Origin of the sequence: Vibrio profundi (genome assembly GCF_005281835.1) — a bacterium.
GTDB classification, from domain to species: Bacteria; Pseudomonadota; Gammaproteobacteria; order Enterobacterales; family Vibrionaceae; genus Vibrio; species Vibrio profundi.
Genome location: NZ_RZIS01000004.1, coordinates 324,297 through 338,143, shown reverse-complemented (window position 1 = coordinate 338,143; position 13,847 = coordinate 324,297). Strand labels below are relative to the sequence as shown.

Genomic DNA, 13,847 nt, shown 5'->3' with positions numbered 1-13,847 from the left:
TTTACAATTAGTGCCCTTTTCAATTCTAATGTGCGTTTAGTTAGACTTTAAACTGATTCACCAAACTCTGTTGCTCTTTTGAAAGTTGGTCTATCTCGTTACCTACTTGTTCTGACGAGCCTGCATGTTCTAGAATTTTAGCGCTTAAGTCTCGAATATTCGCAACACTTTGATTTACTTCACCAGACACCGATTGTTGTTCCTCAGCTGCTTTCACAATCTGGCTATTCATATCGCTGATTGCCGCAATTGATTCAAATATTGCGCTTAAGTCTTGCACAGCATTTTGAACATGTGTCGCAGTATCATTCGCAAGAATGTTACCTTCTTGAATCGCTTCTACTACGTCTTGCGTACCTGCATGAACCTTACCGATCACTTCACGAATCTCACTCACCGAAGATTGAGTTCTACTTGCAAGGCTACGAACTTCGTCCGCTACTACCGCAAAGCCTCGGCCTTGCTCACCAGCACGCGCCGCTTCAATCGCCGCATTCAGAGCAAGTAAGTTAGTTTGCTCTGAAATACCTTCAATAACGCTTAAGATATCTGTGATGTTACCATTATTCTTCGCCAGCTCTTCAACGATAGGCACAGCACTTGTCATTCTATCGACCAGCTTGATCATTTCCTCAGCTGACAGCTCAATCACCTGCTGTCCTTGCTTAGCTGAACTGTTCGCTTGGTTTGCTGCTTCAACCGCTATTTCGGCATTTTGAACCACTAACCCTGCTGTTTGTGTCATTTCTTCTGAAGCGGTAGCCACCAAATCTACTTCTTTGAATTGAGACTCACTACTACTACGAGTCTCTGAAGCCGTTTCCTTTGCTTTACCGGTTGTATTCGCGACTTTCTCAGTGGTAATGACAACTTGTTTAATTGTATGTTGAAGCTTATCTAAGAAAAGATTGAAACCTTGCGCTAGTTGGCCAATTTCATCCTGAGATTTCACTTCTAATCGTTGAGTCAGGTCTCCTTCCCCAGACGCAATGTCATTTAGGCGAGAAACCACTTCGCGAATAGGTTTTACAATAGAAAGAGATGCAATCGCGATAATCGCCAAGCCTAACAATACAAAAATCACCCCAGCGAGAATCTCGGTTTTAATGCCTTCACCGACTTTAGCACTGATCATACTGTCCAGTTTTTCCGCATCAGCAATCACACTTGAGCGAGGCATTTCAAACAATACCCCCCAGTTTTGGTTTGCTGCTTTGACAGGTGCAAATGAGAGAAGCCAATTGTTGTCTTGACTCCAATTGGTCACCGCTTCTTCGCCAAACAGAAAATCTGTCATTTGATCGCCAGAAACTTGCTCGCTAGCGAAGCCACTGCCGACCGCAATTGATGGATTATCGGCAGCAATCACCGAGCCATCCAGACTCACGACATATACTGCGCCGCTACCATTGAATAGGCTTTCATCGCTTGCTTGGACGATAGAAGCTAAACCATCCAAACGTAAGTCTATTCCTAAAAAGCCGATCGCTACATCATCAATTAAAATAGGTACCGAGATTGACGTCGTCAGGATCTTTCCATGGCCGCTTTCGATAAGCTTTGGAGTACTAACGCAAGTCTCGCCGCTAGATAACGGGCAAAAGAATCGCTCACTATTTTCGCTGGCGTTTAAAAATTCTTCAGAAATAACGTTAGGTAGAACACTTTCACCGTTTTCTGATACTTTCCAATAGGGAGCGAAGCGACCTTTCTCATTCGAGCCTACGTAATCAGCATCAATATAATTGTCATCTTCGCTATCAAGCATATGCGGGCGAAAAACTAAGTACGCTCCCTGAATAGAATCGAACTCTAAAACAGAGCGGCGCACCATTTCATCCAATGCGGTACGTAACTCTTCGCTCGGTGTAAAGTTTTCTTCTGCGTTCGTTTTTAAGAACAATGCCGTAGAGGCCAGCATTTCAGCGCGGTAAATCGCTTCATCAACATACTGTTGCACTTCTTTTGCGTTCAGTTGAGAAACTGATGTAAGTAGTTGCTGAGACTTATCGATAACCGATTCTGAGCTTTGGGTTTTGATCACTTGCTGGTTAGAAGTGGCATTGTAAATTGAAAAACCAATAAGAGATAAAGAAGTGATAAGCAGGCAACAACCGGCAAGCAGTGTTATTTTCCACTGAACAGAAAGAGAACGCATTATAATAATCCTTTTAATAAGCCAAATGACTTCCATATTCCTATGAATAGCTTAGACGTTGATTACACCATATTCATTTAAGATATCAATCGAAAGTTTACAAAAATGTTAATAAAGGTCGATACTCGTTCAATCCACTTTTTCTTACTCGACGATGGTTTTTCCCAACTCTTTTAGGTGTTAACATTTCACGTCAAATTACCGCTTTCCATTTAAGGATCTCCATGAAAGTTATCAGCTTTAATATCAATGGTCTAAGAGCTCGCCTTCATCAACTTCAAGCTATTATTGATAAGCATCAGCCAGATGTTATCGGTTTACAAGAAATTAAAGTACACGATGAAGCTTTCCCTATCGAAGATGTCGAAGCGATGGGCTACAAAGTCTATTTTCATGGCCAAAAAGCGCATTACGGTGTCGCTATGCTTTGTAAGCAGGAGCCAATTTCAATACAGAAAGGCTTCCCGACCGATAACGAAGAACATCAAAAACGCATGATCATTGCGACGTTTGAAGACTCAAACGGTGAAAAGGTGGCGGTGCTTAATGGTTACTTCCCGCAAGGCGACAACATCAAGCACGAAACCAAATACCCTTATAAGCGTCAATTCTACAAAGACTTGATGACGTACCTAAATGATCATCACTCTAACGATGAACAAGTGATTGTTATGGGCGATATCAACATCAGCCCTATTGATGCTGATATCGGTATTGGTGAGCCAAACGCGAAACGTTGGCTGAAAACAGGCAAGTGCTCTTTCCAACCGGAAGAGCGCGAATGGTTGAAAACGTTAATGGATTGGGGCTTTGAAGACACATTCCGCAAGCTTCACCCTGAAGTAACGGATCAATATTCATGGTTTGATTACCGCTCGAAAGGTTTTGTCGACAACCGTGGCCTACGTATCGATGTTGTTTTGGCAACGTCTAAGCTTGCTGATAAGTGTACTGAAGCTGGCATTGATTATGAATTACGTGGTATCGAAAAGCCATCCGATCATGCTCCAATTTGGTCTACATTTTCATAGTCACCACTATATAGTTCTTACTAAAAAGGCTTCCATATGGAAGCCTTTTTCTTTCTTTTTCTTAGCTTAACGGTCTTAAGTAAGCTAAGAAACGTTTTTCTGCCTGTTTGAATACCGCGATGATTAGGAACGTCAACGCCATATAGAACAAACCAGCCGTTAAGAATGATTCAAATGGAGCGTAGTAACGAGAGTTAACTAAGCGCGCTGCTCCTGTTAGGTCCATGATAGTCACGATACCTGCCACCGCTGAGCCATGTAACATAAAAATCACTTCATTACTGTACGCTGGTAGTGCACGACGTAAAGCACTAGGCAGAATGATACGGCGATATGTTTTTGCCGGGCTCATTCCGTATGCTTTTGCCGCTTCTACTTCACCTGCCGGTAAACCATTAATCGCACCACGGATGATTTCAGCAGTATAAGCGGCTGTGTTTAGTACAAACGCAACAAGTGCACAAAACCATGCGTTTTCCCACAATGTATCTTTTACAGGGAAGAACTGATCCATTCCGTAGTAAATAAGATATAGCTGAACCAAAAGTGGTGTGCCACGGAAGAAGTAAATGAACGACCAAGCCGGACCATTAATCAAATAATTGCGGCTATTACGTGCAACGGCCATTGGAATAGCAAGCATCAAACCTAGAATCAGGGCCGCACCAACCAACCAAGCTGTAGTCCACAATCCATCTAGATAGATTGGGAAGCTTTCAATAATTAATGAAAAATCCATATCTACCTCGCGTGAATACTGAATTTACGTTCTACTAGCTTCAAAACACCCGTTGATACGCTAGTAAAGAATAAGAAGATTAATGCGACTGCCATATAAAAGGTAAACGGCATTTTGGTTGAGCCAGCGGCCAGTGAGCTAACACGAACCATATCTTCTAAGCCAATGATTGAAACCAATGCCGTGGTTTTAAGTAAAACTAACCAGTTGTTACCAAAGCCAGGTAAAGCGTGTCGAATCATTTGCGGTAGCAAAATACGTCTGAATGCCAATACAGGGCCCATTCCGTAAGCTTTTGCCGCTTCCATTTCACCGCTATCTACAGCCATAATCGCGCCGCGGAATGTTTCCGCCATGTACGCTCCGAAAATAAAGCCGATAGTCAGTACGCCCGCCACAAATGGGCTAACGTCAATGTAATCAGGTAAATAGGAAGTCCATTCGTGGTTAGGATCGCTAGACGCAAACCATTCGTTTAACCATTCGTTAGCGGAATATAAACTGTTATTAAGAAGAATTTGGCCGCCAAAGAAGATCAACATCATCAATACAAGGTCTGGGATACCTCGAATGACTGTCGTATAAAGTGTCGCAATTGCCCGAGCCCAACGATAAGGCGCTAGCTTTGCCAGTGCACCTAGCATGCCAAGAACCATGGCTAAAAATAGCGATAAAAGTGCGACTTCGATAGTAAGCACAGCTCCTTTAAATATAGAAGCTTCATACCCTTGTAAATCAAACATAATGAATTCCAACAGAACAGCGAAAAAAGTTGGTAGAGATTGAATGAGGGAGAGACGAAAGCCCCTCCCCAATATCTAGCATTTAGATATTATTGACCGTATACGTCGTAGTTGAAGTATTTAGCCGCGATATCTTGGTAAATGCCTTTCTCACGTAGTGAAAGAATAGCTGCATCTAGCTTTTTAGTAAGATCTTTGTCTTGCTTACGAACCGCAATACCAAAACCTTCACCAAACCACTTAGGATCTGTTAGAGATGGACCAACGAATTCGTATGCTTCGCCGCCCGCTTTGTTAAGCACGCCTTCTTCTAGCGCAGAAGCATCGCCTAGTACAGCAGCAACACGGCCGTTTGCTAGGTCAAGATAAGCTTCATCGAAAGAACCGTAACGAACGATATCTACAGTGTCACCGTAGTTATCAGTTAGGTATTTGTCGTGAGTTGTAGCGCGTTGAACCGCAATTTTCTGACCACTTAGATCATCAAAGTTAAGGCCAGCGCCTTTTTTCGCAATGAATTTGTTTGGAATAAGTGCGTATTTACCAGTGAAGTCGATTTTCTTTTTACGTTCTTCAGTGATAGACATTGCCGCAATGATTGCATCATATTTACGAGCAAGTAGAGAAGGAATAATACCGTCCCAATCTTGAGCAACAATCTTACATTTCACCTGCATTTCTGTACAAAGTGCATTAGCCATGTCTACATCAAAGCCCTTTAAAGAACCATCAGCTTCAGTCCAACTAAATGGAGGGTAAGCACCTTCAATACCAAAGCGAACTGTTTTCCATTCCTTAGCTTGAGCTACGCCAGTTGCAGCCGTTGCAGCAAGTGCTGCTACTAATAACCACTTTTTCATATCCATACTCCCGTGATTGAGTTTTCTAGTTTTTCAATGTTGTGTTTGTTTTATGTTCTAGGCAATTAAACGAAGCCCAGATAATCGTTAATAAATCGAAGAGATAAATTGCTGAAGACGCTCTGACTCAGGGTTTGTAAAGAGTTTTGCAGGGTCACCCTGCTCTTCAACTAAACCTTGATGCAAAAACATTACATGGTTTGATACGTCGCGTGCGAAAGCCATTTCATGCGTAACCACTAACATCGTACGGCCTTCTTCTGCAAGGTCTCGCATTACACCTAATACTTCGCCTACTAACTCAGGGTCTAGTGCAGATGTTGGTTCATCAAATAGCATTACTTCAGGATCTACCGCTAGTGCACGAGCAATCGCAGCTCGTTGTTGCTGACCACCAGATAAATGGCCCGGGTAGTAATCTTTACGCTCGTAAAGTCCTACTTTCTTTAGCAACAATTCGGCATTTTCTATCGCTTGCGCCTTAGGTACGCCCAAGACGTGGATCGGTGCTTCAATAACGTTTTCTAAAACCGTCATATGAGACCAAAGGTTGAAGCCTTGAAATACCATCGCTAAGCGCGAACGGATACGCTGAACTTGTTTTTCATTGGCAGGAACAGACACACCTTGGCGGTTGTTTTTCATTTGAATTAACTCACCGTTAACCCAAATTTCGCCAGCAGTTGGTGTTTCTAATAGGTTGATACATCTAAGGAAAGTACTCTTACCGGAACCGGAAGAGCCAATAATGGAAACCACATCTCCTTTATGCGCAGAAAGCGAAATCCCTTTTAATACTTCATTTTGACCAAACGTCTTATGCAGTTCTTTTATATCGAGCGCTGGTACGTCTTTCATGCGCTTTTACTCCCTAATTTTATGTGACTGCAAGGTACTCCGACCTTTTCATGCGATACAAACTAGCACCCCAAGAATCAACATGCAACAAATTATTAACCTTGAGAATAGAGAATAAATAGCAATTCACTCTGATTGATTATGCAATAGATAGCGTTTTCCTCTCAATTGACTGAATAACATTTATAAAAAAGCCCCATTTAAGGGGCTTTATTTGTTTTGATTATGTTAAGTCACACATCAATTCTAATGAACTCCGTTTTGCAAAAACATATAGTCGGTGCCCATTAATGCTAAACGTCTTGTAAGATGGTCAGATGGCATTGAAACTAAGCCATTCAAATTTTCAAATGAGTCTAAAGTAGGGTCAATAACACCTTGAGGTACAAAGTTCTCCGACATAAACAGTTTAATGGTGGTTTCATTTAATTCCGTTAAGCTCCCTAAAGAAACCTCTAGTCGATCGTTATTATTATCAATATTAGCCACGATTGACGACGAGCTTTCCATTATAGGCTGCTCTGCATTGGGTGTGGCGTAAATAGTCTGATAGAAGTTTTTTCCACCTGATGTACTAGAACGAAGATGAGTTCTCTGAATATTGAAGTCACTTGCTGAATATCCTGATGCTGACAAACAGCTATCACTCAAGCTGCTACAACCAGAACTAACGATAGAAGCATCAAACGTAGTAAGTGCCGCGGGTATTACAACTGTTGTATCGTTCTCATTTTCTACCGCAGCGTATATTGTCGCTCCCCATGCTCCAGAGCCAACGTCTGTTGTCCCAGAAAAGTTAAATGACCACCCATCAATACCACTAATACCATTAGTATCTCTGGTTTTATATGCTTGCCCAGTTCCATAAATAGGCTGCCATGTATATAGACCGTCGTTGATATTAACTTCAATTCTTGACGCTGTCGCACTGGAGAAATCAAATACACCCATGTTAAGCGTGTAATCTGTAGTCAAGTTGGTGTCAGTCGGGATTCCACTTAATGGGTTCGAGCCCCCTGCGTTATACAAGTACCCAGAGTCCATTATTGAGTAATGCGTCAAATCAGTAGCTTGTCCACTGCTATATGTATTGAAAAGGGTCACTAGAACACTATCACTTGGACTTGCAGGCGCGGAAACTGGGACTCCTGTAGCATTAGCTCCGCCATTCTCATTGTTAGCCGAATAGCTAGAATGGTACCAAGCGGTAGACACACCAGATACAGGTTTGATATCCACTAATTTGTCTGGATCTATCGAATCTGGCTGAACGTATTGCCCCCCCTGGTAACATTCATCAGTTAAATTATATAGGTCATCAACGTTTAAAAGCATACTCGATAGAAATTGCTTTTGTATTGTCAGCATATGAATATCTGGATTACCGCTTCCCTGCACAACTTCAAGAGATACATAACCGCCATCAGGCACCTCTCCTGACTTCACAGTAAAAGTTCCATCACTGTCAAGCGCCTGTGTTTTAACAACTTCACCGTTAGATGAGTGGTATAAAATCCCAATATCATTATTCGCGCTAACTTTGTATGCCGTGATTACGTTGTCGCTATTATTATTATCGTCGGCCAGAGTAGTGCAACTTGAGCTAAGACCGGAACGAGCTACTGACTCCAATGCTACGATCTCCCAAGTGTATGTGGGCAAAGAAGGTCCCCCACCACTACCACCAGAGCTACCACCGCTGTCACCACCGCCCCCACAACCGATCATCAACCCTGAGATCATTGCCACTAGCGGCAATTTATTCATCTTTTTCATTCTTCTATTTCCTGTGGGCGGCAACTTTGCGCCAAAAATTCATCTCTCATCTAGATAATGCAAAAATAAAGCCAGACATGCACTAAAACCGTGCTGTGAGTCGTGAAGTTACACGTAAGCATTCACAACGTTATTTGAAAGTTAATTATAGTTAACTTCATAGTTTTAAAATTAATGAAAACAAATTACATAAAACCCATTCAGTAACAATAAATTAAATTACTTTCTGTAGCTTTCTTTCACATAGACTCATAAAGTGATCAAGATCAATCACCCTAAAGGGTAGGCTTGTTAGACTCCAACCAAATATAAGGCATTAATAAATGCCAGATATTTCTTTCAACTTAGCTATAGTTGAGCACGTAGTTGACGTATTACAGCAATTTATCGATGTAGCTATGTAAAGGAATTACCGCAGGATGCGGATTTATAGAATTCAGTTTTAGAATTACTAACAAATAATATGAGGAATCTATGTCAGACGTTGTCAATAATGCGCACTCTGAAGTAGAAGAGAAAAGCTATAAAGAGCTTCACCGCCCTGCTTCCGAATTTGAGAGCCGCTCAGATTACCTAGACCACGAACTACAAATCATGAAGCCGCGTCGCTTCGGTTTGAACTTGCCAGGTCGTGACTTCCGTTTTGAACTTGAAGATCTAGTACCAGCACTTGCAGGTACCATCGGCATTATTGCAATGTATTCAGCGGTAATGATGTCTTGGGCAGACGGGCTAACTCAAGCATGGGACCATGTTAACCTAGGCAAAGAATTTGCTATCGAAGTTGCTCGTGTAGAGATGCTCATTCCTGCATTACTATTTTGTATTTTAGCTTCGGGCTTCTTTAACCCTCGTGCAAACCTTGCTGGTAACCACGGACCAATGATTCCTCTTATCGGTAGTATTGCACTTGCCGGTGCTCACCCTCTCGCTTTAGCCATTTTGTTAGGTGTATTTGGTCTTCTATTAAGCTACTTCAAAGGCGGTTCCAAACTCGTTAACCTCACATCCGAAGGTACAGCAGGTGGATTATTAATCTTCCTTGGTTTTACCGGTGCAATGAGCCAAATAGGTTCAATTCAATCTTGGGCAACTAGCCTACAACCAGCTGGCGCAGAAGCCGGTAGCCTGGGCTACATCGGTTTAGTTGTACTAGGTGTAAACATTGTCATCTATGCTTTGTTAGCTAAATTCAATAAACGTTGGTTAGCTATTCCAGTTTGTGCATTCACTGGATTATTGGTTGCACTCGCACTTGGTGCTGGTTTCAACTTAACGTTCGAAACCGAAATGGGCCTTCCTAACCTAAACCCTGTTTACTGGTGGGGTAGTACAGAACAAGGTTGGCAACTTGGCTTGCCTAATCTAGAGCACTTCATTGCTTCTCTACCATTTGCAATCTTAGCAGTAGCGATGTGGTCACCAGATTTCCTTGGCCATCGTATCTTCCAAGAACTGAACTACCCTAAACGTTCTGAAAAAGTACTAATGGACGTGGATGACACTATGACGATGTGTTCTTTCCGTCAAATGGTAGGTACAGCGGTAGGTGGCGGTAATATTACTTCTTCTTGGGGTACTTATATGATCCCAGCGGCTATTGCGAAACGCCCAATCCCTGCTGGTGCTATTTTGCTAGGTTCGCTGTGTATCATTGTTGCTATTCTTGGCTTCCCTATGGATGTCGCAGTTTGGCCACCAGTAATGCGTGTTGCACTGTTAGTTGGCGTATTCCTTCCTCTGCTTGAAGCTGGTATGCAAATGGTAAAAGACACTAAAGACTCACAAGCGGCCGGTATCTGTATCTTCGCATCTTTAGTAGCTAACCCTGTTCTTGCCTGGGCAATCACAATGTTCCTAGACAACAACGGTTTGATTGGTGACAAAGCTCGTGCATCACGTCTATCTTTCTTAGACAAGATCGTCATTCCTGTTGGTGTTTTCGTTATCTGTCTAGTCGCAATGCTTGCTGTGGGTATGCTGGAGAGCCAATACGGCTTAAAAGCTTGGCTATAAGCTCGTGACTACACAAAAGTAGCAACAAGATTAAAAAAAAGTTTGGGTGGCAAGTGTTGCCACCCTATTTTTCTCAAATTTTTTTAGCTTTTATTGATTTAGTTTAAGTTTTGCAAAAAAATTTAGTTTATTGTGAGTACATAAACTTGAGACACAATATAGAAACTAATGACAATATATATGATCATATGAGCGTTGTGTGATAATACATATTGTTATTAATAAGAGTGTACTACCCCCTCATGGGGCACTGGCTCAACAGTGAAAGTACGTATTTTTTCTACTAAAAAGGTAGGTATGTCATGGCAGAGCAATTTGCTAAAGCTTGGGAAGGTTTTGCTGCAGGTGAGTGGCAAAACGAAGTAAACGTTCGTGATTTCATTCAAAAGAACTACACGCCATATGAAGGCGACGAATCTTTCCTAGTTTCTGAAGGTACTGAAGCAACTAACGTGCTTTGGGACAAAGTAATGGAAGGCATCAAACAGGAAAACGCAACTCACGCACCTGTAGATTTCGATACTTCCGTTATTTCTACCATCACTTCACATGATGCGGGCTACATCAATAAAGACCTAGAAACTATCGTTGGCCTTCAAACTGAAGCGCCTCTTAAACGTGCGATCATCCCTAACGGTGGTATTCGCATGGTTGAAGGTTCTTGTAAAGCATACGATCGCGAACTTGATCCTATGGTTTCTAAAATCTACTCAGAGTACCGTAAAACGCACAACGCGGGTGTTTTCGATATCTACACACCTGACATCCTAAAATGTCGTAAGTCTGGCGTTCTAACAGGTCTTCCTGATGCTTACGGTCGTGGTCGTATCATTGGTGACTACCGTCGTGTTGCTCTATACGGTATCGACTTCCTTATGAAAGACAAGCAAGCTCAGTTTGCTTCTCTACAAGAACGTTTTGAGAACGGTGAAGACCTTTCTGCAACAATGCAGCTTCGCGAAGAGATCTCAGAGCAGCACCGTGCTCTAGGTCAAATCAAACAAATGGCTGCTAAATACGGTTTCGACATTTCTGAGCCAGCTCAAACTGCTCAAGAAGCTGTACAGTGGACTTACTTCGCTTACCTAGCGGCTGTTAAGTCTCAAAATGGCGCGGCAATGTCTCTAGGTCGTACTTCAACTTTCCTAGATATCTTCATCGAGCGCGATATCGCTGCTGGTAAAATCACAGAAGTTGAAGCTCAAGAGATGATCGACCACTTCGTAATGAAGCTGCGTATGGTTCGTTTCCTACGTACTCCAGAATACGATGAGCTATTCTCTGGCGACCCAATCTGGGCAACTGAGTCTATGGGTGGTATGGGCATCGATGGTCGTACGCTAGTAACGCGTTCGAACTTCCGTTTCCTAAACTCTCTATACACTATGGGTCCATCTCCAGAGCCAAACATCACTGTTCTTTGGTCTGAGCAACTACCGGACGGTTTCAAGCGTTTCTGTGCGAAGGTATCTATCGATACTTCTTCTATCCAGTACGAAAATGATGACCTAATGCGCCCTGACCTTGAGTCTGATGATTACGCTATCGCTTGTTGTGTATCTCCAATGATCGTTGGTAAGCAAATGCAGTTCTTCGGCGCTCGTGCAAACCTTGCGAAAACTATGCTTTACGCTATCAACGGCGGCGTTGATGAAAAGCTTAAAATGCAAGTTGGCCCAGTAGGCGACAAAATCACTGATGAAGTACTGAACTACGATGACGTAATGGGTCGTCTAGACAGCTTCATGGATTGGTTAGCTAAACAATACGTGACTGCACTAAACAGCATCCACTTCATGCACGATAAGTACAGCTACGAAGCCTCTCTAATGGCTCTGCATGACCGTGACGTTCGTCGTACAATGGCTTGTGGTATCGCTGGTCTTTCTGTTGCGGCTGACTCTCTGTCTGCAATCAAATACGCAACAGTGAAGCCAATCCGTGACGAAGACGGTATTGCAACTGACTTCGAAATCGAAGGTGATTACCCTAAATACGGTAACAACGACTCTCGCGTAGATGACATCGCATGTGAACTTGTTTCAACATTCATGAACAAGATCCGTAAGCTTAAGACTTACCGTGATGCTATCCCTACTCAGTCAGTTCTTACTATCACGTCTAACGTGGTATACGGTAAGAAGACAGGTAACACGCCTGACGGTCGTCGTGCTGGTGCTCCTTTTGCTCCTGGTGCTAACCCAATGCACGGTCGTGATGAGAAAGGTGCTGTAGCGTCACTAACGTCTGTAGGTAAACTACCGTTTGCGGATGCTCAAGATGGTATCTCTTACACTTTCTCTATCGTGCCAAATGCACTAGGTAAAGAAGAAGACAGCCAACGTTCTAACCTTGCAGGCCTAATGGATGGTTACTTCCACCATGAAGCTGGCATCGAAGGTGGCCAACACCTTAACGTGAACGTTCTTAACCGCGACACACTAGAAGACGCAGTTAAGCACCCAGAGAAATACCCGCAGCTAACTATCCGTGTATCGGGCTACGCTGTGCGTTTTAACTCTCTGACAACTGAGCAGCAAGCTGACGTAATCGCACGTACGTTTACTGAGTCTCTATAATCTTCTACTCATGAAGATGTAAAATTTTGAACAAGAACCCACTCTTTTGAGTGGGTTTTTTTTGTTTCTGCGTTACGATGTCAGGATAAGACGTTTAGCTGCCACAGATATGATTATAAAAAAAACAACATTATTAGCACTTTCCGCATTATGTGCTTCTCAAGCCTTTGCCGGAACGTTCACTTTTAGCCTCGATAATGATGGGGTGTTTGGCGTTGACCAAGACTATACCAATGGTTTATTCCTTTCCTATTATTCAAATGAATTTGCTCCTCATTACTTAATGACACCGATTGCCAATTCTTTTGGTACTTTCCAAGGTAGTGCGGGCCATCGATGGGGCTTTACGCTTGGGCAAACCATTTATACGCCCGAAAACATTGATGCGACCGTACCTGAAGTCGATGAAAGACCATACGCAGGCGTGTTGTTTGGCCAATTTGATTTTGCGAATATATCCAGCCACCGTGTAGATAAATATGGGCTATTTATCGGTGCCACCGGTCCGGGGTCATTGGCAGATATTGCCCAAGATTTCATTCACGGGATCACCAACTCAACCGAACCAGAAGGTTGGGAGTACCAAGTTCAAGATAAGATGCTCTATAACTTCGACTTCGAGACTCACAATGCTCTTGTTAGAAGCCGTTCATTTGCTGGCTTAGAGCACGAAATCAAAAATGTTTCGCGTGTCATGATTGGTAACTATCGATCTGAAGTGGCGACAGGCATGATGTGGCGTTGGGGTTCAGGGCTTGATGGCAGTGTAGGCGCGTCGAGAATGACCATTGAAAACTCTTTTAACCCAGGGTTAATGATGCAAGGCTCCCATGGCGCGCATATTTTCGCAGGTGTAGAAGGTCGTTATCGCTTCAATGATATTACGATCGATGGCCCAGTTCCTGATGAAGTGTATCCTACTAATGTTGAAAACTGGCAGGCTACGGCAACTGTTGGTGCAGTATGGTACGGAAAAAGCTTCGGCGCTGCACTTTCCGCTGCCGCAAAAACACCGGATTACAAAGAAGATGACGGCGACGTATACGGCGTAGGTAACGTTACTTTCTTTGCTACGTTCTAGCCTTAT

General features: G+C 42.9%; 10 protein-coding genes. 4 read left to right on the top strand and 6 right to left on the bottom strand.

Annotation, left to right across the window (positions count from 1 at the left end):
- Positions 1-40: 40 nt before the first annotated feature.
- Positions 41-2,158, bottom strand: coding sequence for a methyl-accepting chemotaxis protein (locus ELZ11_RS12855; protein WP_137357814.1), 2,118 nt, complete (start codon positions 2,156-2,158; stop codon positions 41-43).
- Between the two features lie 224 nt (positions 2,159-2,382).
- Between ELZ11_RS12855 and xthA the strand changes: the two genes are divergently transcribed.
- On the top strand, positions 2,383-3,189 hold the full coding sequence (xthA, locus tag ELZ11_RS12850) for an exodeoxyribonuclease III (protein ID WP_137357813.1): 807 nt from the start codon (positions 2,383-2,385) through the stop codon (positions 3,187-3,189).
- Between the two features lie 61 nt (positions 3,190-3,250).
- On the opposite strand, the gene ELZ11_RS12845 is transcribed toward xthA, so the two are convergent.
- From ELZ11_RS12845 to ELZ11_RS12825, 5 genes are all read right to left on the bottom strand, one after another.
- Positions 3,251-3,928 carry an ABC transporter permease gene (locus ELZ11_RS12845; protein WP_137357812.1) on the bottom strand — a complete coding sequence of 226 codons (678 nt, stop codon included), beginning with the start codon at positions 3,926-3,928 and terminating at the stop codon, positions 3,251-3,253.
- Between the two features lie 2 nt (positions 3,929-3,930).
- Complete coding sequence (locus ELZ11_RS12840; RefSeq protein ID WP_137357811.1) at positions 3,931-4,671, bottom strand: ABC transporter permease; 741 nt, start codon at positions 4,669-4,671, stop codon at positions 3,931-3,933.
- 89 nt (positions 4,672-4,760) lie between these two features.
- Positions 4,761-5,531 carry an ABC transporter substrate-binding protein gene (locus tag ELZ11_RS12835; RefSeq protein ID WP_167494679.1) on the bottom strand — a complete coding sequence of 257 codons (771 nt, stop codon included), beginning with the start codon at positions 5,529-5,531 and terminating at the stop codon, positions 4,761-4,763.
- Positions 5,532-5,618: 87 nt separating this feature from the next.
- Complete coding sequence (locus ELZ11_RS12830) at positions 5,619-6,389, bottom strand: ABC transporter ATP-binding protein (protein ID WP_137357809.1); 771 nt, start codon at positions 6,387-6,389, stop codon at positions 5,619-5,621.
- Between the two features lie 246 nt (positions 6,390-6,635).
- Positions 6,636-8,165, bottom strand: coding sequence for a hypothetical protein (locus ELZ11_RS12825; protein WP_137357808.1), 1,530 nt, complete (start codon positions 8,163-8,165; stop codon positions 6,636-6,638).
- Between the two features lie 474 nt (positions 8,166-8,639).
- On the opposite strand from ELZ11_RS12825, the gene ELZ11_RS12820 reads away from it, so the two are divergent.
- The 3 genes from ELZ11_RS12820 to ELZ11_RS12810 all read left to right on the top strand — a co-directional run bounded on the left by ELZ11_RS12820 (position 8,640) and on the right by ELZ11_RS12810 (position 13,841).
- Entirely contained in the window at positions 8,640-10,181 is a 1,542-nt protein-coding gene (locus ELZ11_RS12820; RefSeq protein WP_137357807.1) for a DUF3360 family protein, read from the top strand.
- 302 nt (positions 10,182-10,483) lie between these two features.
- Positions 10,484-12,760, top strand: a complete 2,277-nt coding sequence (gene pflB / locus ELZ11_RS12815; protein WP_137357806.1) for a formate C-acetyltransferase — start codon at positions 10,484-10,486, stop codon at positions 12,758-12,760.
- A 109-nt stretch (positions 12,761-12,869) separates the two neighbouring features.
- Positions 12,870-13,841 carry a lipid A deacylase LpxR family protein gene (locus tag ELZ11_RS12810; protein ID WP_137357805.1) on the top strand — a complete coding sequence of 324 codons (972 nt, stop codon included), beginning with the start codon at positions 12,870-12,872 and terminating at the stop codon, positions 13,839-13,841.
- Positions 13,842-13,847: the final 6 nt, after the last annotated feature.